Origin of the sequence: Caballeronia terrestris (genome assembly GCF_001544515.1) — a bacterium.
In the GTDB taxonomy this organism is placed as follows: Bacteria; Pseudomonadota; Gammaproteobacteria; order Burkholderiales; family Burkholderiaceae; genus Caballeronia; species Caballeronia terrestris.
Map to the genome: position 1 here is coordinate 113,332 of NZ_FCOL02000011.1, position 15,400 is coordinate 128,731.

The 15,400-nt window shown below is 64.8% G+C and carries 15 protein-coding genes; 8 read left to right on the forward strand and 7 right to left on the reverse strand.

From position 1 onward, the window contains the following. Window positions 1-78: 78 nt before the first annotated feature. The 7 genes from AWB67_RS12245 to AWB67_RS12275 all read right to left on the reverse strand — a co-directional run bounded on the left by AWB67_RS12245 (window position 79) and on the right by AWB67_RS12275 (window position 7,471). The gene (locus AWB67_RS12245; RefSeq protein WP_087656502.1) at window positions 79-2,301 is read right to left on the reverse strand and encodes a xanthine dehydrogenase family protein molybdopterin-binding subunit; all 2,223 of its coding nucleotides are present in this window, start codon (window positions 2,299-2,301) and stop codon (window positions 79-81) included. After that, window positions 2,298-3,287 (reverse strand): FAD binding domain-containing protein, encoded by a 990-nt coding sequence (locus tag AWB67_RS12250; RefSeq protein ID WP_087656503.1) that lies wholly within the window; start codon window positions 3,285-3,287, stop codon window positions 2,298-2,300. The genes AWB67_RS12245 and AWB67_RS12250 overlap by 4 nt, the downstream gene beginning before the upstream one ends. Before the next feature lie 10 nt (window positions 3,288-3,297). Then, window positions 3,298-3,978, reverse strand: a complete 681-nt coding sequence (locus tag AWB67_RS12255) for a 2Fe-2S iron-sulfur cluster-binding protein (RefSeq protein ID WP_087656504.1) — start codon at window positions 3,976-3,978, stop codon at window positions 3,298-3,300. Between the two features lie 299 nt (window positions 3,979-4,277). Then, window positions 4,278-4,562, reverse strand: a complete 285-nt coding sequence (locus AWB67_RS12260) for a DUF4148 domain-containing protein (protein ID WP_087656505.1) — start codon at window positions 4,560-4,562, stop codon at window positions 4,278-4,280. A 203-nt stretch (window positions 4,563-4,765) separates the two neighbouring features. Next, window positions 4,766-5,566 (reverse strand): transporter substrate-binding domain-containing protein, encoded by an 801-nt coding sequence (locus tag AWB67_RS12265; protein WP_087656506.1) that lies wholly within the window; start codon window positions 5,564-5,566, stop codon window positions 4,766-4,768. Window positions 5,567-5,673: 107 nt separating this feature from the next. Next, window positions 5,674-6,201, reverse strand: coding sequence for an isochorismatase family protein (locus AWB67_RS12270; protein WP_235025122.1), 528 nt, complete (start codon window positions 6,199-6,201; stop codon window positions 5,674-5,676). Further along, the gene (locus tag AWB67_RS12275) at window positions 6,191-7,471 is read right to left on the reverse strand and encodes an inositol monophosphatase (RefSeq protein WP_235025123.1); all 1,281 of its coding nucleotides are present in this window, start codon (window positions 7,469-7,471) and stop codon (window positions 6,191-6,193) included. Before AWB67_RS12275 ends, AWB67_RS12270 begins: the two co-directional genes overlap by 11 nt. 117 nt (window positions 7,472-7,588) lie before the next feature. Here AWB67_RS12275 and AWB67_RS12280 point away from each other — a divergent pair, with 117 nt between their 5' ends. The 8 genes from AWB67_RS12280 (at window position 7,589) to katE (ending at window position 15,398) form a co-directional block, all read left to right on the forward strand. Next, on the forward strand, window positions 7,589-7,984 hold the full coding sequence (locus AWB67_RS12280) for a GFA family protein (protein ID WP_087656508.1): 396 nt from the start codon (window positions 7,589-7,591) through the stop codon (window positions 7,982-7,984). Between the two features lie 70 nt (window positions 7,985-8,054). After that, on the forward strand, window positions 8,055-8,438 hold the full coding sequence (locus AWB67_RS12285; RefSeq protein WP_087656567.1) for a nuclear transport factor 2 family protein: 384 nt from the start codon (window positions 8,055-8,057) through the stop codon (window positions 8,436-8,438). 31 nt (window positions 8,439-8,469) lie between these two features. Continuing rightward, the gene (locus AWB67_RS12290) at window positions 8,470-9,072 is read left to right on the forward strand and encodes an O-methyltransferase (protein WP_087656509.1); all 603 of its coding nucleotides are present in this window, start codon (window positions 8,470-8,472) and stop codon (window positions 9,070-9,072) included. A gap of 87 nt (window positions 9,073-9,159) precedes the next feature. Then, window positions 9,160-10,728 (forward strand): S53 family peptidase, encoded by a 1,569-nt coding sequence (locus AWB67_RS12295; protein WP_087656510.1) that lies wholly within the window; start codon window positions 9,160-9,162, stop codon window positions 10,726-10,728. A 51-nt stretch (window positions 10,729-10,779) separates the two neighbouring features. Further along, the gene (locus tag AWB67_RS12300; RefSeq protein WP_087656511.1) at window positions 10,780-12,465 is read left to right on the forward strand and encodes a S10 family peptidase; all 1,686 of its coding nucleotides are present in this window, start codon (window positions 10,780-10,782) and stop codon (window positions 12,463-12,465) included. A gap of 77 nt (window positions 12,466-12,542) precedes the next feature. Beyond that, entirely contained in the window at window positions 12,543-12,782 is a 240-nt protein-coding gene (locus AWB67_RS12305; protein WP_087656512.1) for an antitoxin, read from the forward strand. Further along, window positions 12,782-13,189, forward strand: a complete 408-nt coding sequence (locus AWB67_RS12310; RefSeq protein ID WP_087656513.1) for a type II toxin-antitoxin system VapC family toxin — start codon at window positions 12,782-12,784, stop codon at window positions 13,187-13,189. Before AWB67_RS12305 ends, AWB67_RS12310 begins: the two co-directional genes overlap by 1 nt. 37 nt (window positions 13,190-13,226) lie before the next feature. After that, the gene (gene katE / locus AWB67_RS12315) at window positions 13,227-15,398 is read left to right on the forward strand and encodes a catalase HPII (protein WP_268808005.1); all 2,172 of its coding nucleotides are present in this window, start codon (window positions 13,227-13,229) and stop codon (window positions 15,396-15,398) included. Window positions 15,399-15,400 lie beyond the last annotated feature (2 nt).

A 15,400-nucleotide genomic window follows, 5' to 3' on the forward strand; every position in this document is an offset into this window, starting at 1 on the left:
CGATTGTGCAGCGCGTCGAAGGCAGTCGCAAGTTGTCACAAAAAACCCGCGCGAAGTTGTGTCGCGCGGGTTTGACACTTACACGGACTGCTTCGTCAGCACCTTGTCGAGGGTCACCGGCAGGTCGCGCACGCGCACGCCGGTCGCGTGATAAACAGCATTCGCGATCGCCGCCGACACCCCCGTGATCCCGATCTCGCCGATCCCCCGCGCCCCGAGCGGGTTGATATACGGATCACCCGGGCCGACGAACGAGATATCCAGCGCGCCGATATCCGCATTCACCGGCACGTGGTACTCCGCGAGATTTGCGTTCGTATAGCGGCCGTAGCGCGCGTCGAGATCGCTTTTTTCGAGCAGCGCCGTCCCGATCCCCCACACGATGCCGCCCATCAACTGGCTGTGCGCCGTCTTCGCGTTCAGCAGATTGCCGACGTCGTACACGCCGACCACGCGCGCCACGCGAATCGTGCCGAGGTCTTCATCGATGTGGACTTCGGTGAACACCGCGCCGAACGAGTGAAACGAATATTGCTGCTTCTCGCCGCCCGGCTTGACCGTCGCCGACGCCTCGACTGGCTTCCCGCCGTTTCGCGCGATGATCGCCGCCGCCGGATCGCGCTTCGACGGCGTCGAGCGGCTCATGACCCAGCCGTTCTCGACCGTGACATCGTCACGCGCGACGCCCGCGAGCGGCGAGCCGCTATCGGCTAGCGCGAGCGCGATCAGCCGGTCGCGCGCTTCGGTCGCGGCGGCGCGCACCGCTGGCGAAACACTCGCAACCGACTGCGATCCGCCCGACACCGGCGCCTTCGGCAGCGACGAATCGCCGAGCGCGAAATGCACGTTCTCAGGCGCGAAACCAAGCGCATCGGCGGCGACCTGCGTCATCACCGTATAGGTGCCGGTGCCGAGATCCTGCGTGCCGGAGGCGACCATCGCGGTGCCGTCGGGCAGGATGCGCGCGATCGCCGACGCCTCGCTGCGGTTCGCTGGATACGTCGCCGACGCCACGCCCATGCCGATCAGCGTATGTCCGTCGCGCATCGAACGCGGCTTCGGATTGCGCCGCGCCCAGCCGAATTTATCCGCGCCCGCCTGATAACACTCGCGCAGCGCCTTGCTGGACCAGGGCTTTTTCTCCTGCGGCTCGGTTTCGGCGTAGTTCTTCAGGCGAAACGCGATCGGGTCCATGCGCAATTGCGACGCCATTTCGTCCATCGCCGATTCCAGCGCGAACGATCCACTCGTCTCGCCGGGCGCACGCGTGAACGTCGGCGTGCCGATGTCGAGCTTGACCAGCTTGTGCGACGTCGATTGATGCGGCACCGCGTACATCATGCGCGAGACGATCGCGGAGGTTTCGGTCCAGTCCTCGAAGGTCGAAGTGGTCGAGATCGAATCGTGGCGCATGCCGGTGAGCGTGCCGTCGTCGCGGGCGGCGACCTGCATGTGCTGCTCGGTGAACGGCCGGTTGCCGACGAGGCCCCACATCTGCGTGCGCTCCAGCACGAGCCGCACGGGCCGCCCGGTCTGCTTCGCGGCCATCGCGGCGAGCACGACGTGCGACCAAACCGAGCCCTTGCAGCCGAACCCGCCGCCGACGAACGGGCAGATCACGCGCACATTGGCGTCCGGGATGCCGAGCAGCTTCGCGACCGCGCTTTTTGCGCCTGAAACGCCTTGCGTGGCGTCGTAGAGCGTGAGATTCGGGCCGTCCCAGCGGGCAAGTGTTGCGTGCGGCTCCATCGGATTGTGGTGCTCGTAGGGCGTCGTGTAGACGGCGTCGAGCCGCGTCGGGCCTTGCTGCAGGCCGGCATCGACGTCGCCGCGCTTCGTCGTCACCGGGCGGTTGTTCATCTTTTCCGGCGCGTAGGCGCGCGGCTTTTCGCGCTGGAAATCGGCGGTCGGCGCGGCGGTTTCGTAGCGCACGGTGACGCGGCGCGCGGCATCGGTGGCACGCTCCAGCGTGTCCGCGACCACTACTGCAACCGGCTCGTTGCTGTAGCGCACCTCGTTGGTCTGCAAGAGTGTGAGCCGGCGCACGGCGGGCGGCTCTGCATCGGCGACGCCGCCGTTCGGCAGGCGCATCGCCGTCTGGTAGGTCATCACGAGCAGCACGCCGGGCATCGACTGCGCTTGAGTCCTGTCGATCGACGCGATTTTTCCGCGCGCGATCGTGCTCGTCACGAGCACCGCGTGCGCCAGCTTGGACTCGGGATTATCGGCGGAATAGCGCGCCTGGCCGGTCACTTTGAGCACGCCGTCGGTGCGATCGAGCGGTTGTCCGATATAAGTCATGCGACACCTCCAGCCTGTTCGACGGCCCGGACGATCGCCCGCTGCGCCAGTTCGACCTTGAAACCGTTCTCGCGATACGGCTTCGCCTCGCGCACGGCGAGCGCCGCCGCGCTTTGCAGCGTCGCGCGCGAAAGCGGCTGGCCGGTCAGCATCCGTTCGGTTTCGGTCGCGCGCCACGGCTTGTGTGCGACGCCACCCAGCGCGATGCGCGCCGTCTTGACGGTGCCGCCCTCTATCTGTAGCGCCGCCGCGACCGAGACCAGCGCGAACGCATAGCTCGCGCGGTCGCGCACTTTCAGGTACTTCGAGTGTTCCGCGAAAAGCGGCGGCGGCAGATCGACGGACGTGATCAGCTCGCCCGCCTGCAGTGTCGTGTCGAGGTCGGGACGTTCGCCCGGCAGGCGATGGAATTCTGCGAACGGAATCGCCCGCTCGCCGCGCGGGCCGGAGACGCGCACGACGGCGTCGAGCGCCGCGAGCGCGACGCTCATGTCGGACGGATTCGTCGCGATGCATTGCGTGCTCGCGCCGAGGATCGCGTGGATGCGGTTGTTGCCTTCCAGCGCCGCGCAGCCGCTGCCCGGTGTGCGCTTGTTGCACTGGGCGAATGCGGCGTCGTAGAAGTAATAGCAGCGCGTGCGCTGCATCAGGTTCCCGCCGACGGTCGCCATGTTGCGCAGTTGCGCCGACGCCCCCGCCAGAAACGCTTGCGAGAGCAGCGGATAGCGCTCGCGCACCCACGCGTGGTTCGCGGCGTCGCTATTGCGGGCGAGCGCGCCGATGCGCAGGCCGCCGTCGGGGAGCGGCGTGATCCGTTCCATCCCGTCGATGTGCGTGATGTCGACGAGTTTCAGCGGCCGCGCGATGCCACCTTTCATCAGGTCCAGCAGATTCGTCCCGCCGCCGATGAACACCGCGCCCGGCTGGCTCGCCGAGCGGATCGCGGCGGCGGCATCGGGGGCGCGTTCGTAGGAAATCGCATCCATGTCGTGTCCCCTACGCCTTGTTCGTCGCGACGGCCGAAACCGCCGCGACGATGTTCGTGTACGCGCCGCAGCGGCAGATGTTGCCGCTCATGCGCTCGCGGATTTCGTCGGCGGAGAGCTGCGGCGGACGGGCGCGCACGTCGGCGGTGACGGCGCTGGCGTCGCCGGCGCGGAATTCGTTAAGGAGCGCGGTCGCCGAGCACAACTGGCCCGGCGTGCAGAAGCCGCACTGAAAGGCATCGTGTTCGATGAACGCGCGCTGGATCGGGCTGAGTGTGTCGTTAGAGGCGAGGCCTTCGACCGTCGTGATCGATTCCCCTGTGTGCATCACGGCAAGCGTCAGGCACGAGTTGATGCGCTTGCCGCCCGCGATCACCGTGCATGCGCCGCACTGACCGCGGTCGCAGCCTTTTTTCGTGCCGGTGAGACCGGCGTATTCGCGCAGGGCGTCGAGGAGTGTCGTGCGGGCTTCGAGTTGCAGCTCGTAAGGACGGCCGTTGATTGTGAGATGAACCGGGAGTAGCGGGGCGGCCACGAGCGGTGGCGCGACCGCCGGTTGCTGCTGCGCGCGGGCGAGCGGCGCGGCACTGATCGCGACGGTCGCTGCGGCCGATTGCAGAAAGCGTCGGCGGGAGGGTTTTTCGGCGTGCTCGGATTCTATGGGGTCAGCGGGATCTTTGATCTGGGACATGGGGATTCGACGCTCCTCGCTCGGTCGAGTGGACGCTGCGCTGGCTGGCTCGCCGGGCGCGCTGGCTTGGCGCAGCTAATGCGGTCCGTTTAGAACGACGAGCCGCGACTAACGGCAGGGAGCAAGGAAGGTGCCATGCGTTCGAATGCGGGTTTATCAAGGCGTCCGCTATTTGTTCGCAGGTAAATGCTGCAATTGGCGGTAATTTCGCACTTCAGTCGAAAAATTCGCATGACGGCGGCGAAAGTCGCGCGACCAGTTGATGCCAGTGAACTGCCACTTTCGCGCCAGATTCAGCGTCAGTTCATTCGACCGTTGTTACTCGGCGCACCGCGTGACATGCGGCCCGGACCGTACGGGTCGGGATTGCCGAAGCGCGGGATCGTGCCGTCGGAACGGGCGCGGGCGAGATCGGCTTGCACTTGCTGACGTGTGAGCGGGCCGCTGCTCGTGTTCACGGGTCCGGCGGTCGCGGTTCCGACCAACTGTTCGTAGGTGTTCATCTGCGCGTAGTTCGTCTGCGCGCTCGCGGCGAGCGATGCCGCGCCGAGCGCGCAAGCCGCGAGGAATGTCGTCATCTTCATCGTCGTTTCTCCATCAACCGGCGACGGGTTGTCGTCGCTCTGTCTGTTATACGCGCTCGATGGAGAATCGGATGTGGATTAAAAGTGCAACTAACGGTCGATTTTTTGGACTTCAGCGAACTAAGGGTGATTCGAAGGCCAGGGAGTTACCCGGCTGGCAAAAGAAAGCGGGGCTTGAAAACGTAGCCCCGCCGTTCAGACAATCAAAGATCCGCCGGATAAGGCGCCTTCAGCCATTTCGTCGAAAGCGCGTTCAGCGTGCCATCCTTCTTCGCCTGCACGATCGCCGCATCGACTTCCTTCAACAGACGCGGCTCGTTCTTGTTCAACCCCACGTGATCCGGCGAACTGAACAGTTCGAACTTCTGTTCCGGCTGGATCGGCGGATTGCGCGCGATGATCGTCGCGCCGACGTCGTTGCCGACCACCATCAACTGCGCCTGTCCCGACAGAAACGCCGAAATCGCGCCGTTCGGATCGTCAAAGCGCTTGATCGTCGCGCTCGGCGGCGCGACCTTGCTCACGCTCAAATCTTCCAGCGTGCCGCGCGCGACTGAAATCGTCTTGCCGGCGAGATCGGCCGTGCCCTTGACCGGCAGCGACTTCGGCCCAAAAACCGCGAGGTAATACGGCGCATAAGGACGCGAAAAGTCGAGGATCTTCTCGCGCTCCGGCGTCTGTCCGACGGACAGCAGCATGTCGGCCTTGTGCGTCGCGAGATACGCCATGCGGTTTTCACCCGTGATCGGCACGAGTTCGACCTTCGCCTTCAGCGCGCGGCCAAGGTAATCCGCCATTTCAATGTCGTAGCCCTGCGGCTTCATGTCGGGGCCGATCGAGCCGAACGGCGGGTAGTCCATGAATACGCCGATGCGCACGACGCCGCTCTTCTGGATCGTATCGAGGGCGTCGGCGTGGGCCGTCGACGTGAACGCGGCAAACGATGCGGCAAGGGCGAGCGTCGCGCAGAACTGCGTGGCGAGGCGGGAAACGCGAGTCGTCATGATGATGGCCTGAGGAGTTGAACGAGGAAGGTCGATGCACTCTAGGTACGCCAAAATCCCGTCACAATCGAAATGTACGCATGCCAGCCATGAGCGGCGTGCATGGCTCACTTGATCAGGCGAAGCGCTTCCTTGAATTCGGGACGCTGGCAGGTGCCGAGCCAGTTGAAGATCGTGGTTTCGGTGGTCGTCAGGCGGGCGCCTTCCTGCTGCGCGCGGCTGATTGCGATCGACTTGTTCGCGGGATCGCGCGAGCCGATGGCATCAGCTATCAGCTCCACGCGATAGCCGAGCCGCAGCAATCCGAGCGTCGTAAGCAGCACGCAGACATGCGCCTCGGCGCCCGCGACGAACAGCACGCTGTCCTCCGGTGCAGGCAACGCGGCGATAAAGGCATCGTCAAGCGTGGCATCGAAGGTATGTTTTTCGATCACGCGATGCGCCGGCGCAAGCAGTTCGTCGACCGTCGCGCCCAGCCCGCGCGGATTTTGCTCGGTCGCCACGACGGGTACGCCGATCAAATCCGCGGCCCGCACGAGCGCACTGCAATGGCGCATGAGCGTGGCGTGATCGTCAATGTGCGGCATGAGCTTTTGCTGCACGTCGACGATCAGCAGAACCGTTTCAGGCTTCACTTTCCATGATCCGGTCGATGAGCCGCGCGTTCTCGCCCGCCGAGCCGATACCCGCGTGCTTCGCCATCGGCACGAAAAAATGCATCGCGACGGGCAATTTCGAGCGTTCGAGCCAGCTCATCAGATGCGCGTTCAGCCGATGCGCGGGCGCCTTCAACTCCTCGCGCAGCACGGGCGGCAGCTTCTCGAAATGCTTCATCGCCGTCTGATACGGCTCGGGCGCGACGCAGAGCGCGTTCGGCCGGCCATCGACATCGACGGGAAGGCGCTCCAGCGCCTGATGCAGCAGCGCGACGCCGAGTCCCTCGCCGCGCCACGGCTTGCGCACTTCCCACATGCTGATATAGACCACGCGATGCGCGTTAAACACGCGGCACAGGTCCGTGTCGAGCGCCTCGGTCGCGGCGAGCGCGAGCGACAGCATCTCGCCCGAGTAAGTATCGAGCACGTAGACGAGGTCGGCGCTGCTGTGGATCGGGGCCACCTTCACGAGCTTCAGCTCGACCGCCGCCGCGACGATGTCCGTTCCCACCTCGTGGAACACGGCGAAGGCGGTGCCAAGCCGTTCGTCATCGACTTGCGGATATTCGTGGCGGTACGTCATCGTGAAATGAAACGGTCCGATCTTTTCGCGATAGGCGAGCGGGCGGTCGACGTCGTAGTCACTCGTGCCTTCGAGGCCGTAGGGGTCGTAGTCGCGCTTTTCGCGGTTTTCACCCGTATTCAGCGCGACGAGCGGACGGCGTGATTCAGGCACTAGATCCTCGGGCAAGCCTTCCCACGCGAGGCGCAGGAACTCGCGCGCGCCGCGGTAGTGCGTCTCGAAAAGCGTGATCAATTGATGCGTTGCGACCGGATCGATGATCTTCTGCACGCAATCGAGTGCGCGGTCGAGCAACTGGTCGGCTTCGGCCGGGTCGGGCGCGAGGTGCGGCTCGCCGGACGCCGGGCTCGCTGGCAGGCCTTCGGCGAGACGCGCCTTGTGCGTCAGGTCGAGCCATTCGTCGGCGGCGCACTCGGCGAGATAGCCCGCCGCGATGCGGTAACCCGGCAGCACGATGGACTGGCCGGTGGTCCCGAGCGGGAAGACGAACGCGTCGGACAGCGCCTCGTCGACAGTCACCGAGCGGAAGGTTTCGCGCGGCGAGATCGCGTTGGCGTCCGAATCGAAACGATCGTGCGACAGCACGTGCGCGACGAGATCGGACGCCGTGGGGCCGAAATCGGACCCATCGCCGGGAAGCAGCTTCAGCAAGGACAGGTTGCTCATGGTAGCCATCTCCGAGACGTGGGGCTCCATCGTAACAAACCGTTGCACGGATGGCGGGGCGAGATCGCGGCGCGCCGGTTGCTACCGCTTTCGTGGTTCGGGTCAGGAGGACGAAATATGAATACGCTCCATGAGGGCGGCTGCGCGTGCGGTGCCGTACGTTTTCGGGTCATGGCGGCGCCTCTGCGCGTCGGCATGTGCCACTGCATGACCTGCCGGCGGATTCACGGCTCGGCGTTTGGAGTCTATGCGGTTTTCGGACGCTCCGATGTTGAGTTTTCGGGCCGCACCGAAGCGTGGCGCAGTTCCGCTGAGGCGGAGCGCCACTTTTGCCCGGTGTGCGGATCGGTGGCGTTCATGGCGTATCCGGAGACACCGGAGATCGACGTGCCCCTCGGCGCGTTCGATGAAACCGGTCTCCACGAGCCGGCTTACGAGCTCTGGTGCCGGCGCCGCGAGCCTTGGCTGCCGCGCGGCATTCGCACGGAATATGAAGAGGATCGGCCGGAATGAAACGCTCGCCGCCGCGCGAGCCGCGACGTATTCTGCTGGTTCGACGACGCACGCAGCGGAGGAGACAGCCATGAGCCAGCAGCTAGCCATTCTGCAAGACGCGTACAAGTGTTTCGAGAGAGGCGACATCGACGGGATCATGAAGTGCATCGCCGAGGACGTCGAATGGCGCGTGGTCGGCCCGGCGAGCGTGCCGTTCGGCGGGACGCGCCGTGGACGGCAGGAGGTGGCGGAGTACTTCCGGCAGCTCGCCGAAGCCGATGAAATCACGGGGCACGAGGTGCGCGAAGTCATCGACGCGGGAGACAAGTTCGTCGTGCTCGGCCACGTGAAGGCGAACGTGCGCGCGACCGGCAAGCCGTACGAAACGGAATGGGTGCACATCGTGACAATGAAGGACGGAGTGCTCACGCGCTGGATCGAGTTCTTCGATACGGCGGCGAGACAATGTTGACGCGCGCGTTATTCTCACCAGGAGGCGCCGCTTGATCCACCTCGACCCGCCTACGTCCGCGCTTCTCGCGCGGCTCGAACGCTTCGCCGCCGACCACGACGCCAGCGCCGCCGATCGCAGCCAGAAGATGCTGAACCTCGAGCGCCCGACCGCTGAACTCGTGTTCCTGCTGGTCGCGTCGGCCAGCCGGCGGCGCGTGCTGGAGATCGGCACGTCGAACGGCTATAGCGCGATCTGGCTTGCAAACGCATTACGCGTGAGCCGCGAGGACACTCTCGTCAGCATCGAACGCGATCCGGTCAAGGCGGAGCTTGCGCGCGAGAACCTGCGGGCGGCATCGCTGGACACGCGCGTCACGGTGCTCGAAGGCGACGCGACCGCGCTCTGCGAATCGCTCGCGGGCTTCTTCGACTGCGTGTTCTTCGACGCCGATCGCGTCAGCGCCCCCGCGCAACTCGCGGCGCTCCTGCCGAAGCTCACGGACGACGCGCTCCTGCTCGCCGACAACGTGCTCTCGCATCCCGATGAGAACGCGGGCTACCTCGCCGCCGTCGATAAAACCGGTCAGTTCGACACGCTCACCGTGCCGGTCGGCAAGGGCTTGCACATCGCGCGCCGGCGTCATGCGCTGTAACGAATGCGCAGGAACCGCGTCGGCATAAGACAGGTCCGATGAATTGAACGAAGCGACACGAAGCTCCACTCCGAGGACCATCGACACATGACGAAGCAACCGATAAGCGGCAGCGACAAGGTTGATCCGGAAGGCGCGAAGTGCGTGGGCGCCTGCGATCCGGCGGAACAGATCGAAGTGATCGTGATGCTGCGGCGGCAAGATGAGCAAGGCTTTCGCGAGCTGATGGCGAAGATCGACGCGGGGGAATCGCCCGCGCCCGTCGCGCGCGACGCGTTCGAAAAGCGCTTCGGCGCGTCGCAGGAGGACGTCGATAAGGTCACGAAATTCGCCCATCAGTACGGCCTTCAGGTGGTGCGCGCGGACCCGGGTTCGCGCAGCGTCGTGCTCAAGGGCGCGATCGAGCAGTTCCAGAAGGCCTTCGACGTGAAACTCGAACGCTTCGAGCATCACAACATCGGCGAGTATCGCGGGCGCACCGGCCCCGTCAACGTGCCCGACGACATGCACGACGCGGTCACCGCTGTCCTCGGCCTCGACAGCCGTCCGCAGGCGCGCCCGCACTTCCGCTTCCGGCCGCCGTTCAGGCCGGCGCGCGACGTGGCGGGCGCGTCGTTCACGCCGGTCGATCTCGCGCGCCTCTACGGTTTCCCCGAAGGCGACGGCGCCGGCCAGTGCATCGGCATCGTCGAGCTGGGCGGCGGCTATCGCGCGAGCGATCTCAGCGCGTATTTCTCGGAGCTCGACGTGACGGCGCCGAAGGTCGTCGCGATCGGCGTCGACGAGGCGAAGAACGCGCCGACCGGCAACCCCAACGGCCCGGACAGCGAAGTCACGCTCGATATCGAGATAGCCGGGGCGATCGCGCCGGGCGCGGTGATCGCCGTGTATTTCGCGCCGAACAGCGACGCCGGTTTCGTCGATGCCGTCAACCGCGCGATCCACGATTCGGTCAACCGGCCGTCGGTCGTGTCGATCAGTTGGGGCGGGCCGGAATCGTCGTGGTCGGCGCAATCGGTCAGCGCGTTCAACGACGTCCTGCAGACGGCCGCCGCGCTCGGCGTGACCGTGTGCGTCGCCTCGGGCGACAGCGGCTCGGGCGACGGCGTCGGCGACGGGCGCGATCACGTCGATTTCCCGGCGTCGAGTCCGTACGCGCTCGCGTGCGGCGGCACGAACCTCGCGGCATCGGCGGCGGGCGGCATTCAGCGGGAAACCGTATGGAACGACGGCGCGCAGGGCGGGGCGGGTGGCGGCGGTGTAAGCGCGACGTTCGCGTTGCCGGTGTGGCGGAAGGGTTTGTCCGTGGCGCGCGTGGGCGGCGGGACGACGCCGCTCACGAAGCGCGGCGTGCCCGACGTCGCCGGCGACGCCTCGCCGATGACGGGCTACGAAGTGCTGATCGACGGCAACGAGACGGTGGTCGGCGGCACGAGCGCCGTTGCGCCGCTGTGGGCGGCCTTGATCGCGCGCATCAACGCGATCGACGGAAAGCCCGCCGGCCTCATCAACCCGAAGCTGTATCGCGCGAAGACGGCCTGCCGTGATATCACGCAAGGCGACAACGGCAGTTTCGCGGCCGCGCCTGGCTGGGATGCCTGCACGGGACTCGGCAGCCCGGACGGCGCGAAGGTGGCGGCGGCCCTGAAGACATAACCCTCGAAGCAACAACAACGACGAAACCAACGACGACCAGGAGCGACGACGATGAACTCCGATTCAGTTGCAGCAAGCCCCGCCGAAGAGACGCCGGAACTGGCGGCGAAAGCGGCCAAGAAAGCGCCGAAGAAAAAGACAGCCAGGCGAGACCAGCCGTACTTCGATCCAGTCGCCTACGGCAACGGCCCCGACGATTCCGTCGAAGCCACCGAAGCCGACGAGAACGCCGCCGTCACGCATCACTCGGTGACGGTCGGCGGGGCGAAGATCGCCTATGCCGCGACGGTCGGGCATCTCGTCACGGTCGATCCGAGCAGTTCGAAGCCCGACGCGAAAATGTTCTACGTCGCGTTCACGAAGGACAACCAGAAGGCCGAACAGCGCGCCGTCACGTTTTTCTACAACGGCGGGCCGGGTTCGTCGTCGGTGTTCGTGCTGCTCGGATCGTTCGCGCCGCGCCGCATCAAGACGTCGATGCCGAGTTTCACGCCGCCCGCGCCCTACCAGATGGAGGACAACTCCGACAGCCTGATCGACAAGAGCGATCTCGTGTTCATTAATCCGGTCGGGACGGGCTATTCGGCGGCGATCGCGCCGAACAAGAACCGCGATTTCTGGGGCGTCGATCAGGACGCCGATTCCATCAAGCAGTTCATCAAGCGCTATCTGACGAAGAACAATCGCTGGAACTCACCGAAATTCCTGTTCGGCGAGTCGTACGGCACAGCGCGCAGTTGCGTGCTCGCTTACCGGCTGCACGAGGATGGCGTCGATCTGAACGGCATCACGCTGCAATCGTCGATTCTGGATTACCGGCAGGCGGGCAATCCGGTCGGCGCGCTGCCGACCGCCGCCGCCGACGCGTGGTACCACAAGAGACTCGACGTCCACCCGCGCCCGACGAATCTGGAAGCGTTCGCGGAGGAAGTCGCGGAGTTCGCGCGCACGGATTATCTGAACGCGCTGCGCAAGTTTCCGCAGACCGACGATGACGTCGTGCAGAAACTCTCGGAATACACCGGCATCGACAAGGCGACGCTGCTCGCGTGGAGTCTCGACATCGCCGCCTACGACAGCCGCGGCAACTCGCTTTTCCTGACGACGCTGCTGAAATCGAAGGGGCAGGCGCTCGGCTCGTACGACGGACGCGTGATCGGCGTGTCGAGCGGGATCGCGGGCAAGATCGACCCTAACTCCGGCGGCAACGACCCGACGATGACGGCGGTGAGCGGCGTCTACACGTCGATGTGGAATTCCTACCTGAACGAGCAGTTGAAATTTACCTCGACATCCTCGTTCACCGATCTCAACGATCAGGCGTTCCTCAATTGGGATTTCAAGCACACGGACCCGACCGGCGCGCAAAAGGGCGTCGATTCGAAGGGCAATATCATTCTGTATACGGCGGGCGATCTGGCGGCGGTTATGGCGCTGAACGTGGATTTGAAGGTGCTCGCGGCGAATGGGATGTATGACTTCGTGACACCGTTCTACCAGACGGTACTCGATCTGCAGCAGATGCCGCTGATCGATAAAACCGTGCGGCAGAATCTGTCGGCGACGTTCTATCCGTCAGGGCACATGGTCTATCTCGATGGTGGATCGCGCACGCAGTTGAAAAAAGACCTCGCGACGATGTACGAAGCGGCGACGACGAACGCCGTCGCGATGAACCGCATCATCGCGCTGCAGGATATGACGGCGGCAAAGATGAATGAGGCGGTCAAGCGTTAGCCGAGCGGCCGAGTAGCGCGTAAACACGTTCGGCGTTAAACTGGCCTATGCCATAGCATAGGCCAGGAGTCATCATCATGCCTACAACCGCTAGCCGACACGTTCGGCTGTTTCGCAACGGCCGCAATCAGGCCATCCGCATCCCTCGGGAATTCGAGCTGCCGGGCGACGAAGCCGTCATCCGGCGCGAGGGCGTGAATCTCATCATCGAGCCGCTGAAAGCCGTGCCGCTGCGCGATCTGCTGACGCAGTGGTCCCCGCTCGACGAAGATTTTCCCGACATCGACAACTTGCCAGCCGAGCCGGTGGACCTGTGATGCCGCGTTATCTGCTCGACACCAACATCATCTCGGACGCCATCCGGAACACGCGCGGCTCGTGCGCCGAGCGCATCGGCGATACGCAGCCCGACGACATCTGCACGTCGATCATCGTGGCGGCGGAATTGCGCTTCGGCGTGGAGAAGAAGGGCTCGGCGGAACTGGCGGATCGCGTCGACCGGGCGCTCGCGAGCATCGAAGTCGTGCCGCTTTCCGTCGATGCCGATAGCGCGTACGGAAAACTCCGCGCCGATCTCGAACGCGACGGCAAGGTGATCGGAGCGAACGACATGCTGATCGCCGCGCACGCGCTTGCGATCGACGCGATCCTCGTCACCGACAACACCGCCGAGTTCTCGCGCATCCCGGAACTGAGTCTGGAAAACTGGCTGGTCCGCGCCTGACGCGCTCGCCGCAGGAACACAAGTTGCGCCTCATGGCGTGACGCTATCCAAAGCGCCAGGCCATTTGTCACCTTGGAGTTCCCCGATGCCGACCCAGAAAAAGACGGCAAGCGCCGTCGCCAGCACCCCGTCGCAAGGCAATACCAATCAAAAGCTCGAGAGCCTCGAACAATTTCGCTCCGATGCGACTAATCAGGCCCTGACGACCAATCAGGGCGTCAAGGTTTCCGACAACCAGAACACGCTCAAAGCCGGCCCGCGCGGCCCATCGCTGCTCGAAGATTTCATCATGCGTGAAAAAATCACGCACTTCGACCACGAGCGCATTCCCGAGCGGATCGTCCACGCGCGCGGCTCCGCCGCCCACGGCGTATTCAAAGTCTACGAATCGCAGGCCGCGCTGACGAAAGCTGCGTTCCTGCAGGACCCGTCGAAGGAAACACCCGTCTACGTGCGCTTCTCGACCGTGCAGGGCTCGCGCGGCTCGGCCGACACCGTGCGCGACGTGCGCGGCTTCGCGGTCAAGTTCTACACCGAGGAGGGCAATTTCGACCTGGTCGGCAACAACATGCCGGTGTTCTTCATCCAGGACGCGATCAAGTTTCCCGACTTTGTCCACGCCGTGAAGCCGGAGCCGCACAACGAAATGCCGCAGGGCGGCTCCGCCCACGACACCTTCTGGGACTTCGTCTCGCTCGTGCCCGAATCGGCGCACATGGTGCTCTGGACGATGTCCGACCGCGCCATCCCGAAAAGCCTGCGCACGATGGAAGGCTTCGGCATTCACACGTTCCGCTTTGTCAACGCCGAGGGCAAAGGTCGCTTCGTCAAGTTCCATTGGCGGCCGACCATCGGCTCGGCGTCGCTTCTGTGGGACGAAGCGCAGAAGCTCGCCGGCAAGGATTGCGACTTCCATCGCCGCGATCTGTGGGACGCGATCGACATGGGCGACTTTCCGGAGTGGGAACTGGGCGTGCAGATCGTCGAGGAAGAGGACGAGCACAAGTTCCCGTTCGATTTGCTCGATCCGACCAAGATCATCCCCGAGGAACTCGTGCCGCTGCAGATGATCGGCAAGATGACGCTCAACCGTAATCCGGACAATTTCTTCGCCGAGACCGAGCAGGTCGCGTTTTGTCCTGGACACATCGTGCCGGGACTCGATTTCTCAAACGATCCGCTGCTGCAAGGACGTCTTTTTTCCTACACCGATACGCAGATCAGCCGTCTCGGCGGCCCGAACTTCCACGAGATTCCGATCAATCGCCCGATCGCGCCGCTGCACAACGGCCAGCGCGACGCGATGCATCGCATGACGATCGACAAGGGACAGGCTTCGTACGAACCGAATTCGATCGACGGCGGCTGGCCTAAGGAAACCGCGCCGGCAGCCGCGGGCGGCGGTTTCGAGACTTACACGGAGCGCGTCGAAGGCTCGAAGATCCGCGTGCGCAGCCCGTCGTTCATCGACCATTACTCGCAGGCGACGCTTTTCTGGAACAGCATGACGCAGCCGGAGAAGGATCACATCGTCGGCGCGTATTCGTTCGAGTTGAGCAAGGTCGAGCGGAAGCCGATCCGCGAGCGGCAGCTCGGCATCCTCGCCAATATCGACGACGTTCTGGTGGCGCGCGTCGCCGAGAATCTCGGCTTGCCGGTGCCGAAGAAAAGCGCGGGTGCCGATGAACTGGGCACGGCGTCGGTGGCGGAGTCGCCTGCGCTGTCGATCGTCGCGAAGACGCCGCCTTCGGTGAAAACGCGCAAGGTCGCGATCCTCGCCGCGAAGGGCGCCGATGCCGCCAGCATCAAGGCCGTAAAGGACGCGCTCAAGGCGGAGGGCGCGCACGCGAAGGTGATCGCGCCGGTGCTCGGGACGCTCGAGGGCGGCATCGAAGTCGACGCGACGATTCTCGCAATGCCGTCGATCATGTTCGACGGCGTGGTGATCGCGGGCGGGAAGGGCAGTGCGAAGACGCTGTCGGAGTCGGGCGACGCGCGGCACTTCGTGCTGGAGGCGTTCAAGCACCTGAAGTCCATCGGCGCGATCGGCGATGGCGAGGACGTGCTGGCGGCCGCGCACCTTCCGACGGGAGATGACGGTGTGAGCGTCGGCGGCGATGCGAAAACCGTGATGACGAAGTTCATCGAGGCGCTGGGCAAGCATCGCGTTTGGTCGCGGGCGCAGAAGGCGGAGAGCGTGCCGGCTTGATT